The following is a 22,894-nucleotide window of genomic DNA, read 5'->3' as shown; positions in this document are numbered from 1 at the left end:
GGCCGTCAGTCCTGGAAGGTCGCGGCGTTCACGCAGACGTCGAACACGCGGGTGAGGCGCTCGACGTCCGTCCGGTTCACCGAGAACTGGTTCTCGCCGATCTCGCCGTGCGCGGTCATCCGGGCCTCCCAGCAGCTCGACCCGTCCCAGACTGTCAGATTGACGAGGAGCTGTGGACTGACCACACCGAAGGGCAGCAGACCCACCCGCGCCCCGGCCGCGCGCTGCCGCTGCACGAGCGCGGACAGCTCGTCGGTCAGCGTGGCGTAGACGAAGACCCGGGTGATCCGGACGCCCCGTTGCAGGGCCGCGACGTTCGCCTCCCAGTACCGTCGGCCGATCTCGCTGCGCCACCAGCTCAGCTCCCCGCTCACCCGGGGCATCACGTTCGTCAGCGCGTCGAGCCGGTGCACGCAGCCGCGGGTCGCACCGACCAGGTCCTCGTCCTCGTCGCCGCGGCGGATGATCCGCCCCTGCGCGAGCTGCTCGGCCTCCAGCCGGAACTGCTCGTAGCGCCGCTGCGCCTCGGCCGCGACCCGCGTGCCCGCGTGCTGCTCGGCCGCCTCCCGCATGGCCGCGGCCAGCTCAGTGGTGGTGTGGACGAGCCACGGCGGACCGTCCAGCAACGTCCGCAGGTGAAACCGGCGCTCCGCGCGGGCCAGCGAGTCCACCAGCAGCGAGATGGTGATGCCCATCAGGCCGGCCAGCAGCGACTCCACCCCGGAGGCGGCGTTGGTGAGGTCGAGCATGACGCTGAGGGTGATCGACAACGTGATGCCGACCAACGCCACCGGGTCGGTGTGCGCCACCAGACGCGCGAAGCCGTCGGAGGCGCCGCCGCGCTCCCGGGGCCGCCGACGGGCCACGTCACGGACCATCGAACTCCCCCAATCCGCCGGTGCCGCCAGGGTAGACGCCAGCCACAACCCGCCGGCCCCGCCGGACCGGAGCGGTAGCATCCGGCACGTGCAGAGCGCGGATGCGGCCCCGTCGACCGACACGGTCGCCGAGCAGATCACGGCGGACGTCCGGGCCTGGGTCGACTCCACTGCGCTCCGCGGCCTGGTCCGGCACTTCGGCGGCGACTGGCCGACCGGCGACCTCGCCGACGTGCTGCGGTTCCTCGACGACTTCTCCGCCCGGCACTGGGACTTCCGGCAGGGGCGCGAACGCCCGGACGCGCGGGAGCCGACCCTTGACGCGCTCACGTCCAGGCTGGTCCTCGACGCGGCCGCCGCGCTCGGCATGGCGCGTACGGTGCCGCCGGCCCGCCCGGCGTACGCCCACCTGGTCGTGCTGGGCGGCCTGGCGCACGCCTGCGTGCGTCGCGTCGCGTACGCCGCGCACCTGCTGCGCGCCGGCCTGCGGGTGACCGGCGAGGTCGCCGTGCTGGGCAGCTTCCGACCACTGTCCGAGTGGGAACGCGCCACCCTCGCCGACGCGGGCCTGCCCCCGGACGAGACCGAGGTGGACGTGCTGGACACGGCGGTCCGGCAGGTGTTCGGGGTGACCGCCCCGACCGAGCAGGACGGCGTCGACGCCGGCCACCCCCACCACTCCTGGTCGTCGCGGACCTACCGGCCGACGGGCCTGCCACCGGTACGGGTGCTGGCCGCGCCGTCCAGTGAACCCGACCGGCGACGCGCCCACACCGCCGACACCCAGCGGTTCTGGGCCGGACACGTCCGGCTCGCCCCGGGTGACGAGGCGCTGATGGTCACCGCGCCGATCTACGTGCCGTTCCAGCACTGCGACGCGCTACGCACCCTGGCCGTGCCGTACGGCTGCGCCATCGAGACCGTCGGGGTGGACCCGACGCTGGCCGACCTGGCAGTACTGCCCGAGCAGACCCTCACCCCCGGGCGGTACCTGCAGGAGATCCGCTCGGCCATCCGCTCGTTGCGCGCCCTGCACCACCATGTCGCCCGGCGGTGACCCGACGATCCGCCAGGCCCTACGCCCCGGCGGTGTCGGCGACGGCCTGGGCGAAGACCTCGGAGCGGTGCTCGAAGTTGCGGAACCGGCCGTAGCTCGGGGCGGCCGGGGACAGCAGCACCACCCCGCCGGCCGGGGTCACCTGCCGGGACAGCCGGACCGCGTCCACCAGGTCGTCGACCAGCTCCGTCCGCACCTTGGGCAGGCCGTCGAGCGCCGCGACGATGCGGGCGCCGCTGTCCGGGATGCCGATCACGGTCAGTTCCCGCTCGGCGAGGTGCTCGGCCAGCGGCGTGTAGTCCAGCCCTCGGTCGGTGCCGCCGACGATCACCGTCAACGGCCGCCCGTCGTACGCGTCGATGGCGTGCATGGCCGCGTACGGGCTGGTGGCCAGGGTGTCGTCGACGAAGGTCAGGCCGGACGGGTCGGTGATCTCGGTGAGCCGGTGGGCCAGCCCCTGGAACTCGGCCACCGCGACGGCCAGGTGGTCCTTGGCGGCCACCACGTCGATGCCGAGCGCGTCGAGCACGGCGAGGGCGACGCACAGGTTGCCCTCGTTGTGCCGGCCCACCAGCGGCAGCACGGCGCGGGGGAAGAGCGGCTGGTCGCTGAGGTGGAACCAGGGGGTGCCGTCCGCGCCGGTGGCGACGTTGGTGGTGTCGGGGCGGCCGGCCCGCACCGCCGGCAGCTCCCCCAGCTCGGCGGCGAGCCGTGGGTCGGCGCCGTTGACCACGATCGTCTGCGGATCGTGGGCGAGCAGGTTGAGCTTGTCGCGGTAGTACTCCCGCTCCCCGCCGTGCGCGTCCAGGTGCTCGGGGAACAGCGCGGTGACCACGGCCACCCGGGGCGAGTCGGTGAGGTCGCTGCACTGGTAGCTCGACAGTTCCAGCACGTACAGCTCCGCGTCGGGCAGGTCGAGGGTCGGCACCCCGATGTTGCCGCCGAAGACGTTCGGGCGGCCCATCGCGGTGAGCAGGTGGCTGATCAGGCTGGAGGTGGTGCTCTTGCCCTTGCTGCCGGTGACCCCGACGGTGCGCGCGGCGTGGTCGGCCATCCACAGGGCGGTGCCCTGGGTGACCGGCACGCCGCGTCGGCGCAGCTCGACCAGCCAGGGATGGGTCTGCGGCACGCCGGGCGAGCGGACCACCACGTCGGCGGCGGCCAGCCGGGCGAAGCCCGCCTCGCCGGTGACCAGCGGGGCCGCCTCGGCCAGCGGCCCGTCCCAGGGCAGTGACAGGAAGTTGGCGCTGTCGTCGACGGCGACCAGCTCGGCGGGGCCGTGCGCGGCGATCGCGGTCACAGCTGCCCGGCCCTCCCGGCCGGTCCCCCAGACGGCGACGGTACGTCCGCGCAGGTCAGACAGGCGCACTGGGCTCTCCTCGGGGTCACGGCGGCGGCAGGGCGGGGGCCGGTCCGGACACGGCCGGACGAACCAGGGCCTAGTATGGCGTGTGCCCAACGAGCAGCTCCGGCGGATGGACGCCTTCACCTTCCCGTCCTACTCGATCGACTTCGCCACCGGCGAGGTGTTGTTCGACTACGCGCTGACCGGCCCGGCCGGTGAGCAACGGTTCACCGAGGTGATCACCCTTCCGTTGCCGGCGCAGCCGCCGTCGGACGAGACCGTGGCAACCCTCGGCCGGGTGCTGGAGGTGCTGCACCTCGTCGCCGGTGTGAGCTACTACAAGGTCGCCGCGCCGCCCCGGCTGGTGCTGCCGGCGCCGCTGGGCGCGGCCACCGTCGACTACGTCACGGCCGTCTACACCAAGGGCCTCGCGGAGTACGCGTACCGCAACCAGTTGCCGCACGTGCTCGAGGTGCGCCCGCAGGTGCCGGCCGGCTCACCGGAGTCGCCGCGCGTCTACGACAACTCCGATCGTCGCCCCCTCTCCGCCGTCGGCGGCGGCAAGGACTCGATCGTGAGCTTGGAGGCGCTGCGCCGCGCCGAACTGGACCCGGTGCCGTTCTCGGTCAACCCGAACCACGTGATCGTCTCGGTCAACGAGGCGTCCGGGCTGACCCCCCTCGCGGCCCGCCGGCGCATCGACCCGGTGCTGTTCGACCTGAACGCGGCGGGCGCGCTGAACGGGCACATCCCGGTCACCGCCATCAACTCGCTGATCGCGGTGGCGACGGCGGTACTGCACGGGCTCGGCCCGGTGGTGATGTCCAACGAGCGCTCGGCGTCCGACCCGAACCTGGTCTGGAACGGCCACGAGATCAACCACCAGTGGTCCAAGGGCGTCGAGGCCGAAGGGCTGCTGCGGGGGGCGCTGGCCGAGCACGCCGGCCTGACCGAACCGTACTTCTCGCTGCTGCGTTCGCTGTCCGAGCTGCACATCGCCCGACTGTTCGCCGAGTTCACCCGGTACGACGACGTGGTGACGAGCTGCAACCAGGCGTTCAAGCTGCGCGACGCGTCCGAGCGCTGGTGCCGGGACTGCCCGAAGTGCCGGTTCGTCTTCCTCGCGATGGCCCCGTTCATGCCCCGCGAGCGGGTCACCCACATCTTCGGCGGCGACCTGCTGGCCGACCCGGAGCAGATCCCCGGCTACCGGGAGCTGCTGGGCGTGGACGGGCACAAGCCGTTCGAGTGCGTGGGCGAGGTCGAGGAGTCGGTGGTGGCTCTCGGCCTGCTCGCCGAACAGGACCAGTGGCGCGACGCCCCAGTGATCAAGGCACTGGTCGAAGCCGTACCGGAAACGGCCTGGTCCGCGGTGGCGACGTCGGACGTCTTCACCCCCGGCGGCCCCAACCACATCCCCCCAACCTACGCAAAAGCCCTAACCTCCCTGTCCTAACCCCCGCCCCCTCCCCCTCCCCCCCTGCTCCTGCCCCCGTTGATCATGAAGTTATTGCCACTCTCATCGGCGTGTCTTGGCAATAACTTCATGATCAACGCGGGAGGTGGGGGGCAGCGAGGGAGGGGGTCAGGGGGTGCGGACTGCTTCCAGGGCCAGCAGGGCCACGTGCAGGGAGAGGCTTGCCTCTACCGAGTCGAGGTCGACGTCGAGGATGCGGGCTATGCGGGCCAGGCGTTCGTAGAAGGCCGGTCGGGACAGGTGGGCGGCCGCGGCGCCGGCGGACTTGTTGCGCCCCTGCTCCAGGTACGCGCGCAGGGTGTCGAGGAGCCGCTCCCGGGGGTGCTGGGCGTCGTACTCCAGCAGTGGGCCGAGTTCGCGCTCCACGAAGGTCTGTAGCCGGGGCTCGTCGCGCAGCAGGTGCAGCAGCCCCGCGAGGCCCACGTGCGGCAGTCGGAAGATCGGCAGGTCACGCCGGTCCCGTCGGGCCGCCTCGACGATCTGCCGCGCCTCGACGAGCGACCGTCGAGCCTCGCGCAGACTGCTCACCCCGGACCCGGCGGCCACGATCAGTCCGGCCGACGCGCCGCCGACGCCACCCCGCAGCGGGTCGACACCCGACCCCGGCCGGGACGGATCGGCGGCGGACGTGGCGCGGCCCGTGCCGGCGTCGAGGCGTACCCGACGAAGTGCGCCGGCGAACGCGGACAGCGCGCGGTCCTCGGCGGCCGGGTCGGGCAGGGCCAGCAACGCGCCCACCGAGTTGTCGTCGACCGCGCTGGTCAGCGCGGTCAGCTTCGCCTCCCGCAGCGCCTGGCCGACGGCCTCGGACAGGTCCCGCAGCCGGGCCTGGCCGGCCTCGGGGCCGCCCTCTCCGGCGGGGTCGTCGCCACGGTGGCGAACCATCACGCCGACGAGGTGCCTGCGGTCCAGCGCCACACCGAGCGCCTTGGCGCGCAGCGCCACCTCGTCGACCGGTCGGGAGTGGTCGAGCAACGCCGTGAGCAGGGTGCGGTGCAGCTGCCGTTCCAGCCCCTCGGCGTCGCGGCGGATCAACCGGCCCAGCGCGAGGGTGGACGCGGCCCGCTCGATGAGGATGGTGAGCCGGGTGGGCGGGGCGACGGTCGGCTCGCCAGGCCGGGCGCTGGGCGCGTCTCCGCTGGCCGGCCAGCGCAGCAGCAACCGCCCCCAGTCCTGCCCGCGGGCGCCGACGACCGTCACCAGCCAGCCGCTGTCCGGGTCGTACGCGGTGCGCCCGGCCGGCCGGATCCGCCGCGAGTGCTGCTCCCAGCCGTCCAGCAGCAGCTCGGCGCTCTCCCCCGCCGGGTCGTACCCGAGGACCTGCCGGGACAGGTTCTCCAGCACGACGGGGCACCCGGACAGCTCGGCAGCCTGCCGGATCACCTCGGCCGCGTCGGCGCCCTCGACGGAGAGGTCGGTGAACCGCTGGTGGATCTCCTCGGCGGCCCGCAGCTCGGTGAGCTGCGCGTCGACGATCAGCGCGTGCACCGCCTCGGTGATCCGCACGAACGGGGTGGCCCGGCGCAGCTCGACCAGGGGCAGGCCGCGCCGCTCGGCGGCGGCGGCCATCACCCGGGGTACGCCGCTGACGTACCGGCGGCCCAGTTCGACGACGAGCCCGGAGACACCGACGTCGGCGAGGTCGCCGATGAACGCGCGCAGGCCCGCGTCGTCGGCCGGCAACCCGATGCCTGTGGTGAGCACCAGCTCGCCGCCGCCGAGCAGGGTGGCGATGTCGGGTACCTCGGCGACGTGCACCCAGCGCACCGGCCGGTCCAGCCCGGCGTCCCCGGCGACCACGCGGGGAGCACCGTGGCGGACGGGATCCAGGGCGAGGACCTCACGGACGGTAGGGAACACGGCCGCCACGCTACCGTCCGTGACCCCGGACCTCGACGTGCCGGGGCCGCTCAGTCGACGCCGAACTCCATGGCGGCGCGGTCGAGCGCCTCGTCGGCGGCGGAGGCGACGCCCCGGGAGGCGATGGCCTCCGCGCCGCCCTCGGGCATCGCGCCGATCAGCCCGGTCGAGGCTGCCTGCGCGGCGCCGATCATCCGCTGGGGTGCCGCGCCGCCGACCATGCCGAGGGAGGCGTACTGCTCGAGCTTCGCCCGCGAGTCGGCGATGTCCAGGTTGCGCATGGTGAGCTGGCCGATCCGGTCGGACGGGCCGAACGCCGAGTCCTCGGTGCGCTCCATCGACAGCTTGTCCGGGTGGTAGCTGAACGCGGGGCCGGTCGTGTCCAGGATCGAGTAGTCCTCGCCCCGGCGCAACCGCAGCGTCACCTCGCCGGTGACCGCCGTGCCGACCCAGCGCTGCAACGACTCGCGCAGCATCAGCGCCTGCGGGTCGAGCCAACGGCCCTCGTACATCAGGCGACCGAGGCGGCGGCCCTCGCTGTGGTAGTTCGCCAGGGTGTCCTCGTTGTGGATGGCGTTGACCAGCCGCTCGTACGCGGCGTGCAGCAGCGCCATGCCGGGCGCCTCGTAGATGCCCCGGCTCTTGGCCTCGATGATCCGGTTCTCGATCTGGTCGGACATGCCCAGGCCGTGCCGGCCGCCGATGGCGTTGGCCTCCAGCACCAGGTCGACGGGGCTGCCGAACTCCTTGCCGTTGATCGTCACCGGGCGACCCTGGTCGAACCCGATCGTGACGTCCTCGGTCGGAATCTCCACCGACGGGTCCCAGAACCGGACACCCATGATCGGGCTGACCGTCTCGATGCCGGTGTCGAGGTGCTCCAGGGTCTTCGCCTCGTGCGTCGCGCCCCAGATGTTGGCGTCGGTGGAGTATGCCTTCTCGGTGCTGTCCCGGTACGGCAGGCCGCGCTCCAGCAGCCACTCCGACATCTCCTTACGCCCACCCAGTTCGGTGACGAAGTCGGTGTCGAGCCACGGCTTGTAGATGCGCAGCTGCGGGTTGGCCAGCAGGCCGTAGCGGTAGAACCGCTCGATGTCGTTGCCCTTGAAGGTCGAGCCGTCGCCCCAGATCTGGACGTCGTCGGAGATCATCGCCCGCACCAGCAGGGTGCCGGTCACGGCCCGGCCCAGCGGGGTGGTGTTGAAGTACGCCCGCCCGCCGGAGCGGATGTGGAAGGCGCCGCAGGTCAGCGCCGCCAGCCCCTCCTCGACCAGGGCGGCGCGGCAGTCGACCAGCCGGGCGACCTCGGCGCCGTAGCTGAGCGCACGGCCGGGCACGGAGCCGATGTCGGGCTCGTCGTACTGGCCGATGTCGGCGGTGTAGGCGCAGGGGACGGCGCCCTTGTCGCGCATCCACGCGACCGCGACCGAGGTGTCGAGGCCGCCGGAGAAGGCGATGCCGACACGTTCGCCGATGGGCAGGGAGGTGAGAACCTTGGACACGGGGAAGATTATTCAGCAAGACGCATGGTCATGCAAGCGGATCGTCGCGACCCAGTTCCCAGAACGCCACCGCCGCCGCGGCGGCGACGTTCAACGAGTCCACGCCGCGCCGCATCGGGACGACCACCCGCACGTCGCTGGCCGCCTGCGCCGCCGCGGTGAGACCGGGACCCTCGGCGCCGAGCAGCAACGCCGCCCGCGCGCGCTGCGCCGGGGTCAACCGCTGAATGGGTACGGCGTCCGGCGCCGGCGTCATGGCGAGCACCGTGAAGCCCGCCTCGCGTACCTCGTCGAGGCCGGTGGGCCAGCGTTCGAGCTTGGCGTACGGCATCGCGAAGACCTCGCCCATGCTGACCCGCACACTGCGCCGGTAGAGCGGATCGGCGCAGGACGGCGACAGCAGCACCGCGTCGATACCCAGCGCGGCGGCGCCCCGGAAGATCGCGCCGAGGTTCGTGTGGTTGTTGACGTCCTCCAGGATCACCACCCGGCGCGCGGCGGCGAGCACCTCGGCCGCCGTCGGCAGCGAGCGGCGGTGGAACGACGCGAGCACCCCCCGGTGTACGTGGAAACCGGTGGCCCGTTGCAGCACGTCCTGGGTGGCGGCGTAGACGGGCGCGTCGCCGGTGTCCAGGTCGACGAGCTGGTCGACGCGCTTGGCGTCGACCAGGTACGACCGGGCCGGGTAGCCGGCGCGCAGCGCCCGGCGCAGCACCAGCTCGCCCTCGGCGATGAACAGGCCGTGCGGAGGCTCCCAGCGGGTGCGCAGCTCGACGTCGGTGAGCGCGCGGTAGTCGGCGATCCGGTCGTCGTCGGGGTCGGTGATCTCGTGGACGGGCACCCGCCGATTCTGCCGGACGGCCGACCCTCGCCCCGGCTGCCCGTCCTGCGGGGTGTTTTGTCCGGTCGAGACGGGGAACGACCGGTGGAATACCGGACCCGACGGGAAGGACCAGCCAGGTGAGCGCAGACCACACGGCACCGGGCGAAGCGGGCGCGCTGCCCCGGCGCCCGACCGTCGCGGACCACATCGTCTCCCGCCTGTTCAGCTGGGGCGTGCGGCGCTACTTCGGCTATCCCGGCGACGGCATCAACGGCATCACCTCCGCCCTGCAACGCACCAACGAGCGCGCCCAGTTCGTCCAGGTCCGGCACGAGGAGACCGCCGGCTTCGCCGCCTCCGCGCACGTCAAGTACGGCGGCGGGCCGCTGGGCTGCGCGCTGGTGACCAGCGGGCCCGGCGCCATCCACCTGCTCAACGGCCTGTACGACGCCAAGCTCGACCACCAGCCGGTGGTCGCCCTCGTCGGGCACACCGCGGTCACCGCCGAGGGCGGCGGCTACTACCAGGAGGTCGACCTCCTCGCCCTCTACAAGGACGTCGCGGCGGCGTTCCTGGCCCAGCTCGACCACCCGGCGCAGGTGCGTCACCTCGTCGACCGGGCGTGCCGCACGGCGCTGTCCCGGCGTACCGTCACCGCCCTGGTGCTCCCGTCGGACCTGCAGGACGAGCCGGCCATCCCGGACCCGCCGCACGCGCACGGCTACTACCACACCAGCAACGTGCCGAGCAGCACGCCGACCATTCCGCCGCAGGCCGACCTGCGCCGCGCCGCCGAGGTGCTGCGCGGCGGCGAGCGGGTGGCCATGCTGGTCGGGCAGGGCGCGCTCGGCGCGCAGGACGAGGTCCGCGAGATCGCCCACCGGCTCGGCGCCGGGGTGGCAACCGCGCTGCTCGGCTTCACCGTCGTCGACCATCGCGAGCCGTGGGTGACCGGCGCGATCGGGCTGCTCGGCACCCGGCCCAGCTGGCAGCTCATGACCGGCTGCGACCGGCTGCTGATCGTGGGCAGCAACATGCCGTACTCGGAGTTCTACCCGCCAGCCGGTCAGGCCCGCGCGGTGCAGATCGACCTGGACGGCACCCAGCTCGGGCTGCGCTACCCGACCGAGGTGAACCTGACCGGCGACGCCCGTCCCACCCTGCGGGCGCTACTGGACGAGCTGGGCCCCGGCCCCGGGCCGACCGCCTGGCGGGCCGAGATCGCCGAGACCACCTCGGCCTGGCGGCGCGTCCAGCGCGACCTGGCCGCGCAGACCGCCGACCCGGTCAACCCGCAACTGCTGTTCACCACGCTCAGCGACCGGCTCCCCGACGACGTGATGCTCGCCGTGGACTGCGGCACCGCGACCGCCTGGTACGCCCGGCACGTGCAGGTCCGGCCCGGGATGCTGGCCAGCCTCTCCGGCACGCTGCTGTCCATGGGTGGCGCCATGCCGTACGCCCTGAGCGCCAAGTTCGCCCACCCGGACCGGCCACTGGTCGCGCTGATCGGCGACGGGGCGATGCAGATGAACGGCGTCAACGAGCTGATCACCGTGGCGAAGTACTGGCGCGGCTGGGCCGACCCGCGGTTCGTGGTGCTGGTGCTCAACAACCGGGACCTGGCGTTCGTCAGCTGGGAACAGCGCTCCAGCGAGGGGACGCCGATGTTCCCGGACAGCCAGCAGCTGCCGGACATCGGCTATCACCAGTGGGCCCAGGTGCTCGGGCTGCACGGAGAGCTCATCGACGCGCCGGAGCAGGTGCCCGGCGTCTGGGAGCGCGCGCTGACCGCCGACCGGCCGGTCGTCATCAACGCGCTGGTCGACCCGGCCGAGCTGATGCTGCCGCCGCACTTCACCGCCGAGCAGGCCCGCAAGACCGCAGCGGCGGTGCTACGGGGCGACACCGACTGGGCCGGCATCATCCGCCGCGGCCTCCCCGCGACGATCGCCAGCTACCGCCCCCGCCGCCGCGAGCGCTGACCCCGCCGGGTCAGCCGCGGCGGTCGAGCCAGCGTTGCAGGGCCGAGCGCGGGTCCTGGCCCTGGGTGGGCTGCTGGCGCTCGGGGACGGCGGGGCGCTCCACCGGGCGGCGGGGCTCGCCGGCCAGCTCGCGGCTCGGCGCGACGAACGCCATCTCCGGCTGACCCTTCACCGCCGTGGCGATGACCCGGGCGACCGCGTCGATCACCTTGCTCTGCACCGCCGAACCCACCGAGTCGGCGGGGTCGTCCGGGTTGGCGGCGATGCCGGCGACGGCCACCTGCGGGGTGAAACCGACGAACGTCTCGGTGGCGTTCTCCTCCGAGCTACCCGTCTTGCCGGCCACCGGCCGACCGCCGAGGATGTCGTTCACGCCGGTGGCGGTGCCGCCGTTGCACTGCCCGTACGGCGACTGCTGGCCCACCGGGCAGCGGGCCGCGTCGGTCGCGGCGCGCGCCACGTCGGCGTCGAGGACCCGCTTGCAGGACGGCTGGCCGACCGGCACCGTCGCGCCCTTCGCGTCGGTCACCGAGACCACCGGCACCGGCGTGCAGTAGGTGCCCTCGGCGGCCACCGTGGCGTACGCGTTGGCCAGGTCCAGCGGGGTGGTGGCGGCGACGCCCAGGGTGAACGACCCCCAGTTCGCGGCGTTGTCCTTGGCGAAGGCGGCGTCCGTATCGGCGCGGAAGGTGATGCCCAGCCGCTGCGCCATCTCCACCACCTTGTCCTGGCCGACCTGCTCGGCCAGCCAGACGAAGTAGGTGTTCACCGAACGGCCGAAGCCGTCCCACATCATCCGGTACCCGTCCATCCAGTCCGGGTTGGCGTTCGCCGGGCACCAGCGGCCGTCGCAACTGCCCGGCCCCTCGGCGGCGTACCGGGTGGGCAGCTTGGCGGGCGCGTCGAACCCGGTGGAGAGGGTACGGCCCGACTCCAGCGCGGCGAGCATGGTGAACAGCTTGAACGTCGAACCCGCCTGGTAGCCGTCGACACTGGCCCCACCGGAGATCAACGGGTTGACGGTGTTCGGGTAGTTCGCCTGCCCGGCCGGGTTGTCGGCGAGGCTGTAGTGCCGGTTGACCGCCATCGCCAGCACCCGCCCGGTGCCCGGCTGCACGGCCGCGATCGGCAGGGCGCGCTTGTTGTCGTACCCGTACACCTTGGTGGCCTGCTGCTGCGCGGTGGCCTGGACCTGCGGATCGAGCGAGGTGACGACGGTGTAGCCGCCCGAGCGCAGGGCCTGCTCGCGCTCGGCGGTGGTGGCGCCGAAAGCCGGCTGGGTCAGCCACCACTGGCGCAGGTAGTCACAGAAGTAGCCCCAGTCGTCGTGGCCCTGGGCGACGGCGGTGCAGCCGTTGGGCTGCGCGGTCGGGTGCAGGGTCAGCGGCTCCGCCTTGGCCTGCGCGGCCTGCGCGGCGGTGATCGCGCCGGTGGCGGCCATCGAGTCCAGCACGTACGACCGGCGGGCCAGCGCCTCGTCCTTGTCGCCGCTGATCGGGCTGTACGCGTCCGGGGACTGCACCAGGCCGGCGAGCAACGCCGACTCGGCGAGGGTCAGGTTCGCCGGCGGCTTGCCGAAGTAGCGCTGGCTGGCCGCCGCGATCCCGTACGCCCCGGAGCCGAAGTAGGCGATGTTCAGGTACCGGTTGAGGATCTCGTCCTTGCCGAGGCTCTTCTCCAGCGCGCCCGCGTACCGGATCTCCTGGAGCTTGCGGCCGACGGTCGGGTCGGTGGCGGCGGCGCGCTCCTGCGGCGTGCGGGTGGGGTCGGTCTTGAGCACGTTGCGGACGTACTGCATGGTCAGCGTGGAGCCGCCCTGCTCGGTGCCGCCGCCCTTGACGTTGGCGACCAGCGCTCGGGCCAGGCCCCGCAGGTCCGCGCCGCCGTGGTCGTAGAACCGCCGGTCCTCGGCCGCCACGATCGCCTGCCGCATCCCCGGGGCGACGTCCGCCAGCGCGACGTCGGTGCGGTTCACGTCGTAGAACGTGGTGAGCAGCGTCTTGCCGTCGTTGGCGTAGAGGTACGAGCGCTGCGGGGTGGCCGGGGTCTTCAGCGAGGCCGGCAACGCGGCGTACGACCCGATCGCGGCGCGCGCGGCGAACCCGACCAGCAGGTTGCCCGGGAGCGCGGCGACGGCCAGGGCGAGCCCGGCCAGCACGCCGGCGAGCAGCACGGTGAACAGCCGCGACAGCGGCGAGCGAGAGGCGGCCATGCTCCCCAGGATTGCCACAAAAACCGCCAACCGACCACCCCCGCCTCCCAACTGTCACCAACTTCACGGCCCCCGCCCAGCCCCCACCCAGCCCCCGGCCCGCGTTGATCATGAAGTTATTGCCACGACACGCCGAGGCCGAGGGCAATAACTTCATGATCAACGGCAGCGGGAGGACGCCCGCGCGGGCGCTTCAGGGGTTTGGGGTGCTCAGGCTGGCGTTGGCGGCGTCTCGGGCGGTTTCGCGGGGCATCAGGCGGCCGGAGCGGTAGCCGATGCCGATGCCGGCGATCAGCACGAAGATCGCGCCGAACGTCTGTAGCGAGCCGATCAGGGCACCTCCCAGGCCCAGCAGCGGTGCGGCGATGATCAGCATGATTCCGTCGCCGAGGCTGAAGGTGCCCGAGCGGGCCACCGCCCACCCGGTGAGGAACCAGCCCACGCTGTAGAACGTCGCGCCGAGCAGGACCAGCGAGCGCGCGGTGGTACCGAAGACCGGCGTCTGCTCTTCGAGCCCGGCGAAGGGCAGCATCAGCACGGTGCCGGCGATGCTGATCAGCAGGCCGGCGGCGGCCACCCGGCGGCTGCGCGTGGCGGCCAGCAGGCCCGTGAGGGCCAGGAGCGCGAGCAGGCCGAGCCAGACCGCGGCCACCCAGCCGATCAGATACACGGCCCGGCCGTCGGCCGGATAGGGGTCGTTGCCCACCCCGCCGTCGCTGGCCATCGCCACCGCGCCGTAAAGAATGGCGTACGCGGGCAGCAGCCACACCGCGGCCCGCGCGAACCGGCGTACCGACCAGGCCCAGCTGGCATTCGTGGCCGGGGCGCCCGGGGTCGGCTCGCCCACGAAGGGCAGTACGCCGAATCCTCCACCGGTGCTCCGGGAGCCCAGTGGGGCGACCGGGTCGTGCGCGCCGGGCACCGGGGCCGAGGACCACATCCGATTCGCCGGATCCTTCATGCGTCACCTCGCTCGTCCGCGAGCGGTGCGAGACGCGCCGGGGCGCCCCGATTGCCTGGTCACCACCCGTCCTAGGACCGATCGTGGCAGGCATCGGAGCGCCCCATGAGCATTTTTCGCATTAAGGCCGTGGGCCGGAGCCTCCGTTCGAGGCTCGCCCTGTCCGGCCGACGTGCCGGATCAGCCGCGCTCGCGCTGGTCGGCCGGGTCCTCGGTCAGGCTGGCCGGGGTGACCGGCTCCGGCGCGGGCAGCCCCTGCGGCTTGTTGCCGCCGGTGGCCTGCGCCTCGGCGACGCGTACCTCGTCGTGGATCTGCTGAGCGGCGTCCGCCGCGGCCTGCGCCGCCTCCGCGGCCTCGCGCTCCACCTGGCTCGCGTGGTCGGCGGCCTCCGGCGCGGGAAGGTCCCCGACCATCTGGCTCAGCCCACCGAGCGCGCCACCCATCCCCTCCAGGGCCTTGGTCAGCTCGGCCGGGATGATCCAGACCTTGTTGGCGCTGCCCTGGGCGATCTGCGGCAGAGCCTGCAGGTACTGGTAGGCGAGCACCTTCTGGCTCGGGTTCGCCTGGTGGATCGCGTCGAAGACCGTCCGGATCGCCTTCGCCTGACCTTCGGCCTGCAGGATCCGGGCCTGCCGGTCACCGTCGGCCCGCAACACCGCCGACTGCTTGTCACCCTCGGCGGTGAGGATCACCGACTGCTTGTGGCCCTCGGCGGTCAGGATCGCCGCACGGCGGTCCCGCTCGGCGCGCATCTGCTTCTCCATCGAGTCGCGGATGCTGGCCGGCGGCTCGATCGCCTTGATCTCGACCCGGGTCACCTTGATGCCCCACCGGCCGGTGGTCTCGTCGAGCACGCCCGAGAGGTGCCGGTTGATCTCGTCCCGGCTGGTCAGTGCCCGCTCCAGGTCCAGGGAACCGATCACGTTACGCAACGTGGTGACTGTCAACTGCTCGATGGCCTGGAGGAAGCTGGAGATCTCGTAGGTCGCCCGGACCGAGTCGACCACCTTGAAGTACAGAACCGTGTCGATCGAGACCACCAGGTTGTCCGAGGTGATCACCGGCTGCGGCGGGAAGCTGACCACCTGCTCCCGCATGTCGACCTTGGTGCGAACCGCATCGATGAACGGCACCAGCAGGTTGAGGCCGGGATTGAGGGTGCGCTTGTACTTGCCGAGTCGTTCCACCACGTCCTGGCGCTGCTGCGGCACGATCCGCACCGCCTTGGCCAGTGTTATCACGGCGATCAACGCCACCGCGATCACCAGCACCCCGACTGTTGTCATCCCGTTCACCCTCTCGCTTCCGGCAAGTCGCCGGCGGAAGAAACATCGTCCTGCCAGACCAGGGCGGTCGCGCCCCGGACCTTAATCACCCGAACCCGCTCGCCGGGCTCGAAAGTCTGCGTCGTGTCGTACGGCCGGGCACTCCACAGCTCCCCGTCGATCTTGACGAGGCCACTGTCGGCGTCCACCCGCTCCAGCACCAGCGCCGTGGAGCCCTCGATCGCCTCCACGCCGAACGGCTGTTCGCCGCTCTCCAGCGCCGAACGGCGGTGCCGCTTGATCACCGGTCGCGCCACCACCAGGCTCAACGCGGACACCACCGCGAAGACCAGGGCCTGCACGGCCACCGGCGCACCCAGAGCGGCGGCACCGGCGGCGGCGAAGGCGCCGAGCCCGAACATGATGAGAAAGAGGGTCGTCGTGAAGATCTCGGCGACCGCCAGCACCACACCCAAAACGATCCACACCACGGCGTCCACACCACGATCCTGACACGCAAACGCACGCGCGACCTCCCCCCGAAGATCAGTAGGCTCGACCAGGCCCCTTTCCGGCCCGCCGAAACGCCACCGACCAGCGGCCCGACCCCAGGAGATCCCCTTGACGCTGCTGCCCGAGACCGCCCGGCAGATCGACGCCCGGGTCGCGCAGGCCCAGGCCGACGGCCACACCCCGTCGCTGGTGCTGGGCGTGGTGTGCGACGGCACGCTGGCGCACCTGGCCACCGCCGGCGCGCACCCCCGCCCGGACGCCGACCTCCAGTACCGGTTGGGCTCGATCAGCAAGACCATGACCGCGACCCTGATCATGCAGTTGCGCGACGCGGGCCGGCTCGCCGTCGACGACCCGGTGGAGCGCCACCTGCCCGGCACCAGCGTTGGCGCGCTCACCCTGCGCCAGCTGCTCGCGCACGCCAGCGGCATCCAGCGCGAACCCGAGGGCGACTGGTGGGAACGGGCCGCCGGCGTGGACCTCACCACCCTGCTCGCCGGGGTCACCCCCGACAAGATCGCCTACCCGCCGCACCTCACCTACCACTACTCCAACCTGGCGTACGGGTTGCTCGGCGGCATCCTCGAACGACTCACCGGGACGCCCTGGGCCGACCTGCTCAACGAGCGGATCCTCACCCCGCTGGGCCTGCGCCGCACCACGTACGCGGCCAGCGAGCCGTTCGCCCGTGGCTACGTCGTGCACCCCTGGCACGACACCCTGCGCGAGGAGCCGCGTACCGACACCGGGGCGATGGCCCCGGCCGGGCAGCTCTGGTCGACGATCGAGGACCTGGGCCGCTGGGCGGCGTTCCTGGCCGACCCCGACCCGTCGGTGCTGGCCGCCGAGACGCTTACCGAGATGTGCTCGCCCGTGGTGATCAGCGACCAGGAGTCCTGGAGACACGGCCACGGCCTCGGGGTGGAGCTCCACCGGGAAGGCGACCGGGTGTACGTCGGACACGGCGGCTCCATGCCCGGCTACGTCGCCTCGCTGGCCGTGCACCGGCCCAGCCGCACCGCTGTCGTCGGCTTCGCCAACTCCTACGGTTTCCGTACCGGCCACATCGGCGGGCTGGGCCGGCAACTGCTCACGCTGGTGCTGGACGCCGAACCCGCCCCGGTCACCCCGTGGCTTCCGGCCGCCGCCCCGCCGCCGGCCGAACTCGCTGAGCTGACCGGCCGCTGGTGGTGGATGGGCACCACCATCGAGGTGTACGCGGACGCCGCCGGCGACCTGCACGCCGGCCCGGTCGGCGCACCGAACCTCCGGTTCGTTCCCGAGGGCCCGGACCGCTGGCGGGGTCGGGCCGGTGGGCAGGACGGCGAAATCCTCACGGTGCGCCGCGACGGACAGGGCCGCGCGGTCGCGCTGGACATCGCCACCTTCGTCTACACCCGCAGCCCCGACCAGGAGCCCTGAGAACCGCCCGCCCGTCACCCCGGCACGCCGCCGGAGCGGTGGGTCAGGCTGGTTCGGTGACGAAGTCGATGAGGCGTTCCATGGCGTTGATCAGGGGGGTCTCCACGTCGGCGAAGCTGTTCACCCGGGACAGGATGTACCGCCACATGTCGGCCGGCTCGGCCACCCCGAGGGCCGCGCAGACCCCCTCCTTCCACGGCTGCCCCGGCGGCACGACCGGCCACGCCGCGATACCCAGCGCCGCCGGTTTGACCGCCTGCCAGACGTCCACGTACGGGTGGCCGGTCACCAGCACGTACGACGAGTTGACCCGGGCCACGATGCGGCTCTCCTTGCTGCCCGGCACCAGGTGGTCGACGAGCACGCCGAGTCGTCGGGTCGGGCCGGGGCCGAAGTCGCGTACGTCGGCGTCCAGGTCGTCGATGCCGTCCAACGGCTCGACCACCACGCCCTCGGTCCGCAGGTCGTCGCCCCAGATCCGCTCGACGAGGGCGGCGTCGTGGATGCCCTCCACCCAGATCCGACTGGCCTTGGCCACCTGGGCGCGAACATTGTCCACCGCCACCGAACCGGACGCGGTACGTCGGCGGGCCGCCGGCACCGGCGCGCGGCTCGGGCGGCGCAACGTCACCGGGCGGCCGTCGAGCAGGAACGCCGCGGGCAGCAGCGGGAAGTTGCGCCGCCGGCCGTGCCGGTCCTCCAGCACGACCGCGCCGGCCTCGAAGCCCACCACCGCACCGCAGAACCCGGAGTCGGCGTCCTCCACCACGAGATCCGGTTCGGCGTCCACCTCGGGGGTGACCTTTCGCCGCCGCCAGTCCCCCGCCAGCACGTCCTCGCCGTATCGCCCCGCCATGTCGATCACGCTAACGCCCCCACCAGCACCCCGCCCCCCGACACACCGCGCCACCCCATCGAGGTCTGCGGCTGCGCCAGCGCTCAGGGAGGTACGCGGGACGGGGTCGCAGCGCCGCGCCCCGGCGGCTGACGGTCAACCGCGGATCAGCGGGCCGCGCTGCGGGCGCGGATCGGGCGAAGGGGGCAGTTCGGGGCAGGCAGGGCGGCCGGAGCGGCAGTCGAGACACGGCCACCGATGACCACGTACCCTTTCGGCATGTCCACCCCCGCAACGGGCGCGGCCACGCTTGCGCCGCGCCGGTCGAGCCGGTTCGTTGCCTGGGTGCGCGCGTGGCGCGCCGGGCTGGTGCCGTACGACGAGGTCGCCGACGCCATCGCCGGTGACGAGGAGCACCTCGTTGCGGACGCCCCCGGCACCTGGACCGACGTCCCGCTCGGCGCCGCGCTGCCCACCCTGGCCAAGCTCTCCCCCGACGAGATCCGTCTGGTGCTGCCCGCGCCGGGCGACCCACGGGGTCTGCCCGGTCCCGGGGACTTCGCCGGGGCAGCCCTGGTGGCGGGCGAGGCGGTGGTGGCCGGTGGGCTGGGTCTGATCCCGCAGGTGCGCAGCCACACGTCCGGCTCGGGGGACTGTTTCGAGACGGTGCTGTGGCGGGTGTACCCGCTGCCGGCCAACGCCCCGGCCGCCTCGCTGTCGCTGCCCGGCGCCGCCGAGGCGGAGGCCGAGCTGGCCGCCGCGCTGGCCGAGACCACCGCCGCGCTGACCCGGCTCGACGTGGCCCAGTGGCGGCCCGAGTTGGCCGGAGCGCTGGCCGCGCTGCGCCGCCCGGACGGCGCCACCGACCTGCCACCCGGCTTCGACCCGCGGGCCCGCCGGCTCTTCGCCCGGGCCGCGGTGCTCGACCGGGTGCTCGCGCTGGCCGGGCACGCCGCCCCCGGTGGCGCGATCAACAACTACGAGGCCCAGCAGCGCGACGCCGCGCTGCGCCCGCTCACCACGGCCTGCCGGCAGGCGCTGGTCGCCGCCTGCAACGCCCCGCTACGCCCCTGACCCACGCCGCCCGCGATCACGCCCGCGCCGGGCATGATCGCGCTCGATCCAGGATGTCATGGCCTCCGGCGCGCGCGTGACCACCACATCCATGTTCGAGCGCGATCATCAGCGCGCCGCGCGGTCAGACCTCGTCGAGCAGGTCGGCCACCGAGTTGATGATCCGGGACGGTCGGTACGGGTAGCGCTCCGCCTCGGTACGGCTGCTGATGCCGGTGAGCACCAGGATGGTCTCCAGCCCGGCCTCCAGACCACAGAGGATGTCGGTGTCCATCCGGTCGCCGATCATCGCGGTGGTCTCCGAGTGCGCGTTGATGGTGTTCAGCGCGGAGCGCATCATCATCGGATTGGGCTTGCCGACGAAGTACGGCTCCACCCCGGTCGCCTTGGAGATCATGGCGGCGACCGAGCCGGCGGCGGGCAGCGCGCCCTCCACCGACGGGCCGGTCACGTCGGGGTTGGTGCAGATGAACCGGGCCCCGTCGTTGATCAGCCGCACCGCCTTGGTGATCGCCTCGAAGCTGTAGGTGCGGGTCTCGCCGAGCACCACGTAGTCCGGGGCGAAGTCGGTGAGCACGTAGCCGACCGCGTGCAGCGCGGTGGTCAGGCCGGCCTCCCCGATGACGTACGCGGTGCCACCCGGCCGCTGGTCGGCGAGGAACTGGCCGGTGGCCAGGGCCGAAGACCAGATCGACTCCTCCGGCACGTCCAGACCCATCCGGCTCAACCGGGCCGTGAGGTCCCGCGGGGTGTAGATCGAGTTGTTGGTCAGCACCAGGAACGGCTTGCCGGAGGCGCGCAGCCGGTTGACGAACTCCGGTGCGCCCGGCACCGGCTGGCCCTCGTGCACCAGCACGCCGTCCATGTCGGTGAGCCAGCTCTGCACGGGCTTGCGGTCATGCATCGGTGCTCCCAGCGGGCGTCGGACGGCGGGTCGGTACGCAGCACACGGTCGGGCAGGTGTCCCACATCGGCAGGTCGCCGAGGCGACGACGCAGCTGCGCGCCGTCCGGGTCGGTCCGCTCGGTGACCAGCTCCCGGACCATGGTCACGAAGCGCGGGTCGGTGCCCGGGGTGCCGGCCCGGACGAAGTCCAGGCCGAGTTGCTTGGCCGTCTCCAGCGCCTCGGTGTCGAGGTCCCACACGACTTCCAGGTGGTCGGAGACGAACCCGATCGGGCTGACCACCACGCTGGTGGTGCCACCCTCGGCGAGGGTGCCCAGGTGGTCGTTGATGTCCGGGTCCAGCCACGGCACGTGCGGGGGGCCCGAACGGCTCTGCCAGACCAGGTCGTACGCCAGGTCGGGGGCGGCGGCAGCGGCCACCAGCGCGGCGGCCTCCCGCAGTTGCGCCTCGTACCGGCCGCCGTGCGGGCCGGCGTTGGCCGCCATCGAGGTGGGGATGGAGTGGGCGGTGAACACCAGCCGGGTGGTGTCCCGCCTGGCCGGGTCGAGCTGGCCCAGCGCGGCACGGACGGCGTCGATGTGCGGCTCGATGAAACCGGGGTGGTCCCAGAACTGGCGGATCTTCTCGATCACCGGGGCGTCCGGGCCGACGGCGGCGCGGGCGGCGGCCATGTCCTCCTGGTACTGCCGGCAGGACGAGTAGCCGCCGTACGCGCTGGTGACGAAGGCCAGCGCCCGGGTCACCCCGTCGTCGCGCATCTGCGTCACGGTGTCGGCGAGCATCGGGTCCCAGTTGCGGTTGCCCCAGTAGATGGGCAGGTCGAGACCGTGCGCGGCGAAGTCGGCGCGGACGGCGGCCAGCAGCTCGCGGTTCTGCTGGTTGATCGGGGACACCCCGCCGAAGTGCTGGTAGTGCTCGGCGACCTCGGCCAGCCGCTCGGGCGGCACGCCTCGGCCGCGGGTCACGTTCTGCAGGAACGGCATCACGTCCTCGGGCCGTTCGGGCCCGCCGAAGGACACCAGCACCACCGCGTCGTACGCCATGGGGTCATTCTCGCCCCTCGGCCGCGACGGCCCGGCGACGCCCCCTGGTCCGGACGCGTAGATCACGCGGACGGCGACCAGGGAGCGTCGCGGCGCAGTGTCAGGAACCGACGGCGTGGTAGCCGCCGTCGACGTGGACGATCTCGCCGGTGGTGGCCGGGAACCAGTCGGAGAGCAGCGCCAGGCAGGCCCGGGCGGCCGGCTCCTGGTCGGTGAGGCTCCAGCCCAGCGGAGCCCGCCCGGCCCAGGCCTCCTCGAACTGGTCGAAGCCGGGGATCGACTTCGCGGCGATGGTACGCAGCGGCCCGGCGGCCACCAGGTTGCTGCGGATGCCCTGCTTGCCCAGGTGCATGGCGAGGTAGCGGGACGCGGACTCCAGGCCGGCCTTGGCCACGCCCATCCAGTCGTAGACCGGCCACGCCTTCGTCGCGTCGAAGGTCAGGCCGACCACCGCGCCGCCGGCCGACATCAGCGGCAGCGCCGCCATGGCCAGCGACTTGTACGAGAAGGTGGAGACGTGCAGGGCGGTCGCCACGTCCTCCCAGGGGGCGTCGAGGAAGCCGCCGCCGAGGCAGCTCTGCGGGGCGAAGCCGATCGAGTGCACGACGCCGTCGAGACCGTCGACGTGCTCCCGTACCCGGTCGGCGAGGCTGGCCAGGTGCTCGGTGTTGGTCACGTCGACCTCGATCACCGGCGCGGGCTCGGGCAGCCGCTTGGCGATCCGCTCGACCAGGGAGAGCCGTCCGAAGCCGGTCAGCACGACCTGCGCGCCGTTCTCCTGGGCGAGTTTCGCCACCGAGAAGGCGATCGAAGCCTCGGTGATCACACCGGTGACGAGCAGCCGCTTACCGGCGAGCAGTCCGGACATGCAGGGTTTCCTCCGTACGTTGTCGAAGCGCTGGTCAGTGGCCCATGCCGAGGCCGCCGTCGACCGGGATCACGGCGCCGGAGACGTACCCGGCGCTGTCCGAGGCCAGCCAGGTGACCACGGCGGCCACCTCGTCCGGGCTGGCCATCCGGCCGGCCGGGATGGACTTGCGGATCTCCGCCTTGCGGTCGTCGCTGAGGCTGGCGGTCATGTCGGTGTCGATGAAGCCGGGCGCCACCACGTTCGCGGTGATGTTGCGGCTGCCCAGCTCCCGGGTGATCGAGCGGGCCACGCCGACCAGGCCGGCCTTGCTGGCGGCGTAGTTGACCTGACCCGCGCCGCCGGAGAGACCCACCACCGAGGAGATGAAGATCATCCGGCCCCACTTGGCCCGCAGCATCTTGCCGGAGGCCCGCTTGGCGACCCGGAACGCGCCGGTGAGGTTGGTGTCCAGCACACCGGTGAACTGCTCCTCGGACATCCGCAGCAGCAGGGTGTCGTCGGTCATGCCGGCGTTGGCGACCACCACCTCGACCGGACCCAGCTCGGCCTCGACGGCGGTGAACGCGGCGTCGATCGAGGCCGCGTCGGTGACGTCGGCGCGCACGCCGAACAGCCCGTCGGGGGCATCGCCGCTGCGGTGGGTGACCGCCACCCGATCGCCCTGCTTGGCGAAGGCCTGCGCGATGGCCAGGCCGATCCCCCGGTTACCCCCGGTCACCAGCACGGTACGGGCCACGGTTCCCCCTTGCGAATGGTCAGCACGGACGCGTCGGAGCCTAGGCGTTACCGGCAGGTAAGCGCTAACGGGAGCCGCGTCACACCGTGGTACGACACCGGGATCAACCCCTGGTGGCACGCCCCGTG

Annotated in this window: 19 protein-coding genes; 5 read left to right on the top strand and 14 right to left on the bottom strand. The window is 72.7% G+C overall.

All coding sequences use genetic code 11. The annotated features are described in order from the left end of the window. Window positions 1-5: 5 nt before the first annotated feature. Window positions 6-878: a hypothetical protein gene (locus ABZU53_RS21615; RefSeq protein WP_355067152.1), complete on the bottom strand. Its 873-nt coding sequence runs from the start codon at window positions 876-878 to the stop codon at window positions 6-8. An 88-nt stretch (window positions 879-966) separates the two neighbouring features. Between ABZU53_RS21615 and ABZU53_RS21610 the strand changes: the two genes are divergently transcribed. Then, window positions 967-1,935, top strand: a complete 969-nt coding sequence (locus ABZU53_RS21610) for a hypothetical protein (RefSeq protein WP_355067151.1) — start codon at window positions 967-969, stop codon at window positions 1,933-1,935. Window positions 1,936-1,954: 19 nt separating this feature from the next. Here the strand turns inward: ABZU53_RS21610 and murD are convergent, their stop codons facing one another. Further along, window positions 1,955-3,304, bottom strand: coding sequence for a UDP-N-acetylmuramoyl-L-alanine--D-glutamate ligase (murD, locus tag ABZU53_RS21605; protein ID WP_355067150.1), 1,350 nt, complete (start codon window positions 3,302-3,304; stop codon window positions 1,955-1,957). Window positions 3,305-3,386: 82 nt separating this feature from the next. Between murD and ABZU53_RS21600 the strand changes: the two genes are divergently transcribed. Then, window positions 3,387-4,736: a hypothetical protein gene (locus tag ABZU53_RS21600; protein WP_354858427.1), complete on the top strand. Its 1,350-nt coding sequence runs from the start codon at window positions 3,387-3,389 to the stop codon at window positions 4,734-4,736. A gap of 129 nt (window positions 4,737-4,865) precedes the next feature. Here ABZU53_RS21600 and ABZU53_RS21595 read toward each other — a convergent pair whose 3' ends face one another. The 3 genes from ABZU53_RS21595 to ABZU53_RS21585 are packed head-to-tail and all read right to left on the bottom strand — an operon-like array spanning window position 4,866 to window position 8,960. After that, on the bottom strand, window positions 4,866-6,626 hold the full coding sequence (locus tag ABZU53_RS21595) for a PucR family transcriptional regulator (RefSeq protein WP_355067149.1): 1,761 nt from the start codon (window positions 6,624-6,626) through the stop codon (window positions 4,866-4,868). A gap of 41 nt (window positions 6,627-6,667) precedes the next feature. Beyond that, on the bottom strand, window positions 6,668-8,119 hold the full coding sequence (gene argG, locus ABZU53_RS21590; RefSeq protein WP_234588495.1) for an argininosuccinate synthase: 1,452 nt from the start codon (window positions 8,117-8,119) through the stop codon (window positions 6,668-6,670). 28 nt (window positions 8,120-8,147) lie between these two features. Beyond that, entirely contained in the window at window positions 8,148-8,960 is an 813-nt protein-coding gene (locus ABZU53_RS21585) for an RNA methyltransferase (RefSeq protein ID WP_355067148.1), read from the bottom strand. A gap of 119 nt (window positions 8,961-9,079) precedes the next feature. Here ABZU53_RS21585 and ABZU53_RS21580 point away from each other — a divergent pair, with 119 nt between their 5' ends. Then, window positions 9,080-10,927, top strand: coding sequence for a thiamine pyrophosphate-requiring protein (locus tag ABZU53_RS21580; protein WP_355067147.1), 1,848 nt, complete (start codon window positions 9,080-9,082; stop codon window positions 10,925-10,927). A gap of 10 nt (window positions 10,928-10,937) precedes the next feature. Here ABZU53_RS21580 and ABZU53_RS21575 read toward each other — a convergent pair whose 3' ends face one another. From ABZU53_RS21575 to ABZU53_RS21560, 4 genes are all read right to left on the bottom strand, one after another. Next, window positions 10,938-13,139, bottom strand: coding sequence for a transglycosylase domain-containing protein (locus ABZU53_RS21575; RefSeq protein WP_355067146.1), 2,202 nt, complete (start codon window positions 13,137-13,139; stop codon window positions 10,938-10,940). A 193-nt stretch (window positions 13,140-13,332) separates the two neighbouring features. Beyond that, entirely contained in the window at window positions 13,333-14,100 is a 768-nt protein-coding gene (locus ABZU53_RS21570) for a hypothetical protein (RefSeq protein ID WP_354861717.1), read from the bottom strand. A gap of 180 nt (window positions 14,101-14,280) precedes the next feature. Then, window positions 14,281-15,387, bottom strand: a complete 1,107-nt coding sequence (locus tag ABZU53_RS21565) for an SPFH domain-containing protein (protein WP_354861715.1) — start codon at window positions 15,385-15,387, stop codon at window positions 14,281-14,283. Between the two features lie 5 nt (window positions 15,388-15,392). Continuing rightward, complete coding sequence (locus tag ABZU53_RS21560) at window positions 15,393-15,866, bottom strand: NfeD family protein (protein WP_354861713.1); 474 nt, start codon at window positions 15,864-15,866, stop codon at window positions 15,393-15,395. 121 nt (window positions 15,867-15,987) lie between these two features. On the opposite strand from ABZU53_RS21560, the gene ABZU53_RS21555 reads away from it, so the two are divergent. Then, the gene (locus tag ABZU53_RS21555; RefSeq protein ID WP_355067145.1) at window positions 15,988-17,301 is read left to right on the top strand and encodes a serine hydrolase domain-containing protein; all 1,314 of its coding nucleotides are present in this window, start codon (window positions 15,988-15,990) and stop codon (window positions 17,299-17,301) included. A 43-nt stretch (window positions 17,302-17,344) separates the two neighbouring features. Here the strand turns inward: ABZU53_RS21555 and ABZU53_RS21550 are convergent, their stop codons facing one another. Beyond that, window positions 17,345-18,157, bottom strand: a complete 813-nt coding sequence (locus ABZU53_RS21550) for a DUF3097 domain-containing protein (RefSeq protein ID WP_355067144.1) — start codon at window positions 18,155-18,157, stop codon at window positions 17,345-17,347. A 258-nt stretch (window positions 18,158-18,415) separates the two neighbouring features. Here ABZU53_RS21550 and ABZU53_RS21545 point away from each other — a divergent pair, with 258 nt between their 5' ends. After that, window positions 18,416-19,210 (top strand): hypothetical protein, encoded by a 795-nt coding sequence (locus tag ABZU53_RS21545; RefSeq protein WP_039908695.1) that lies wholly within the window; start codon window positions 18,416-18,418, stop codon window positions 19,208-19,210. A 124-nt stretch (window positions 19,211-19,334) separates the two neighbouring features. On the opposite strand, the gene ABZU53_RS21540 is transcribed toward ABZU53_RS21545, so the two are convergent. From ABZU53_RS21540 to fabG, 4 genes are all read right to left on the bottom strand, one after another. Beyond that, entirely contained in the window at window positions 19,335-20,114 is a 780-nt protein-coding gene (locus ABZU53_RS21540) for an HAD-IIA family hydrolase (RefSeq protein ID WP_354861708.1), read from the bottom strand. After that, complete coding sequence (locus ABZU53_RS21535; protein WP_355067143.1) at window positions 20,107-21,159, bottom strand: ferrochelatase; 1,053 nt, start codon at window positions 21,157-21,159, stop codon at window positions 20,107-20,109. The genes ABZU53_RS21540 and ABZU53_RS21535 overlap by 8 nt, the downstream gene beginning before the upstream one ends. A gap of 100 nt (window positions 21,160-21,259) precedes the next feature. Then, window positions 21,260-22,027, bottom strand: a complete 768-nt coding sequence (gene fabI, locus ABZU53_RS21530; RefSeq protein WP_355067142.1) for an enoyl-ACP reductase FabI — start codon at window positions 22,025-22,027, stop codon at window positions 21,260-21,262. A 34-nt stretch (window positions 22,028-22,061) separates the two neighbouring features. Further along, on the bottom strand, window positions 22,062-22,766 hold the full coding sequence (gene fabG, locus ABZU53_RS21525) for a 3-oxoacyl-ACP reductase FabG (RefSeq protein WP_354861702.1): 705 nt from the start codon (window positions 22,764-22,766) through the stop codon (window positions 22,062-22,064). Between the last annotated feature and the right edge of the window lie 128 nt (window positions 22,767-22,894).

Origin of the sequence: Micromonospora sp. NPDC005194 (genome assembly GCF_040608335.1) — a bacterium.
Taxonomy (GTDB): Bacteria; Actinomycetota; Actinomycetes; order Mycobacteriales; family Micromonosporaceae; genus Micromonospora.
The sequence above is the reverse complement of the archived record's forward strand: the minus strand, read 5'-3'. Positions and strand labels throughout refer to the sequence as shown.

Bases quoted from the DNA above. Each gene is read 5' to 3' on its own strand.
- ABZU53_RS21615 (WP_355067152.1), bottom strand. From the start codon at position 878: ATGGTCCGTGACGTGGCCCGTCGGCGGCCCCGGGAGCGCGGCGGCGCC.
- ABZU53_RS21575 (WP_355067146.1), bottom strand. From the start codon at position 13,139: ATGGCCGCCTCTCGCTCGCCGCTGTCGCGGCTGTTCACCGTGCTGCTC.
- ABZU53_RS21570 (WP_354861717.1), bottom strand. From the start codon at position 14,100: ATGAAGGATCCGGCGAATCGGATGTGGTCCTCGGCCCCGGTGCCCGGC.
- ABZU53_RS21565 (WP_354861715.1), bottom strand. From the start codon at position 15,387: ATGACAACAGTCGGGGTGCTGGTGATCGCGGTGGCGTTGATCGCCGTG.
- ABZU53_RS21550 (WP_355067144.1), bottom strand. From the start codon at position 18,157: ATGGCGGGGCGATACGGCGAGGACGTGCTGGCGGGGGACTGGCGGCGG.
- ABZU53_RS21545 (WP_039908695.1), top strand. From the start codon at position 18,416: ATGTCCACCCCCGCAACGGGCGCGGCCACGCTTGCGCCGCGCCGGTCG.
- ABZU53_RS21540 (WP_354861708.1), bottom strand. From the start codon at position 20,114: ATGCATGACCGCAAGCCCGTGCAGAGCTGGCTCACCGACATGGACGGC.
- ABZU53_RS21535 (WP_355067143.1), bottom strand. From the start codon at position 21,159: ATGGCGTACGACGCGGTGGTGCTGGTGTCCTTCGGCGGGCCCGAACGG.
- fabI (WP_355067142.1), bottom strand. From the start codon at position 22,027: ATGTCCGGACTGCTCGCCGGTAAGCGGCTGCTCGTCACCGGTGTGATC.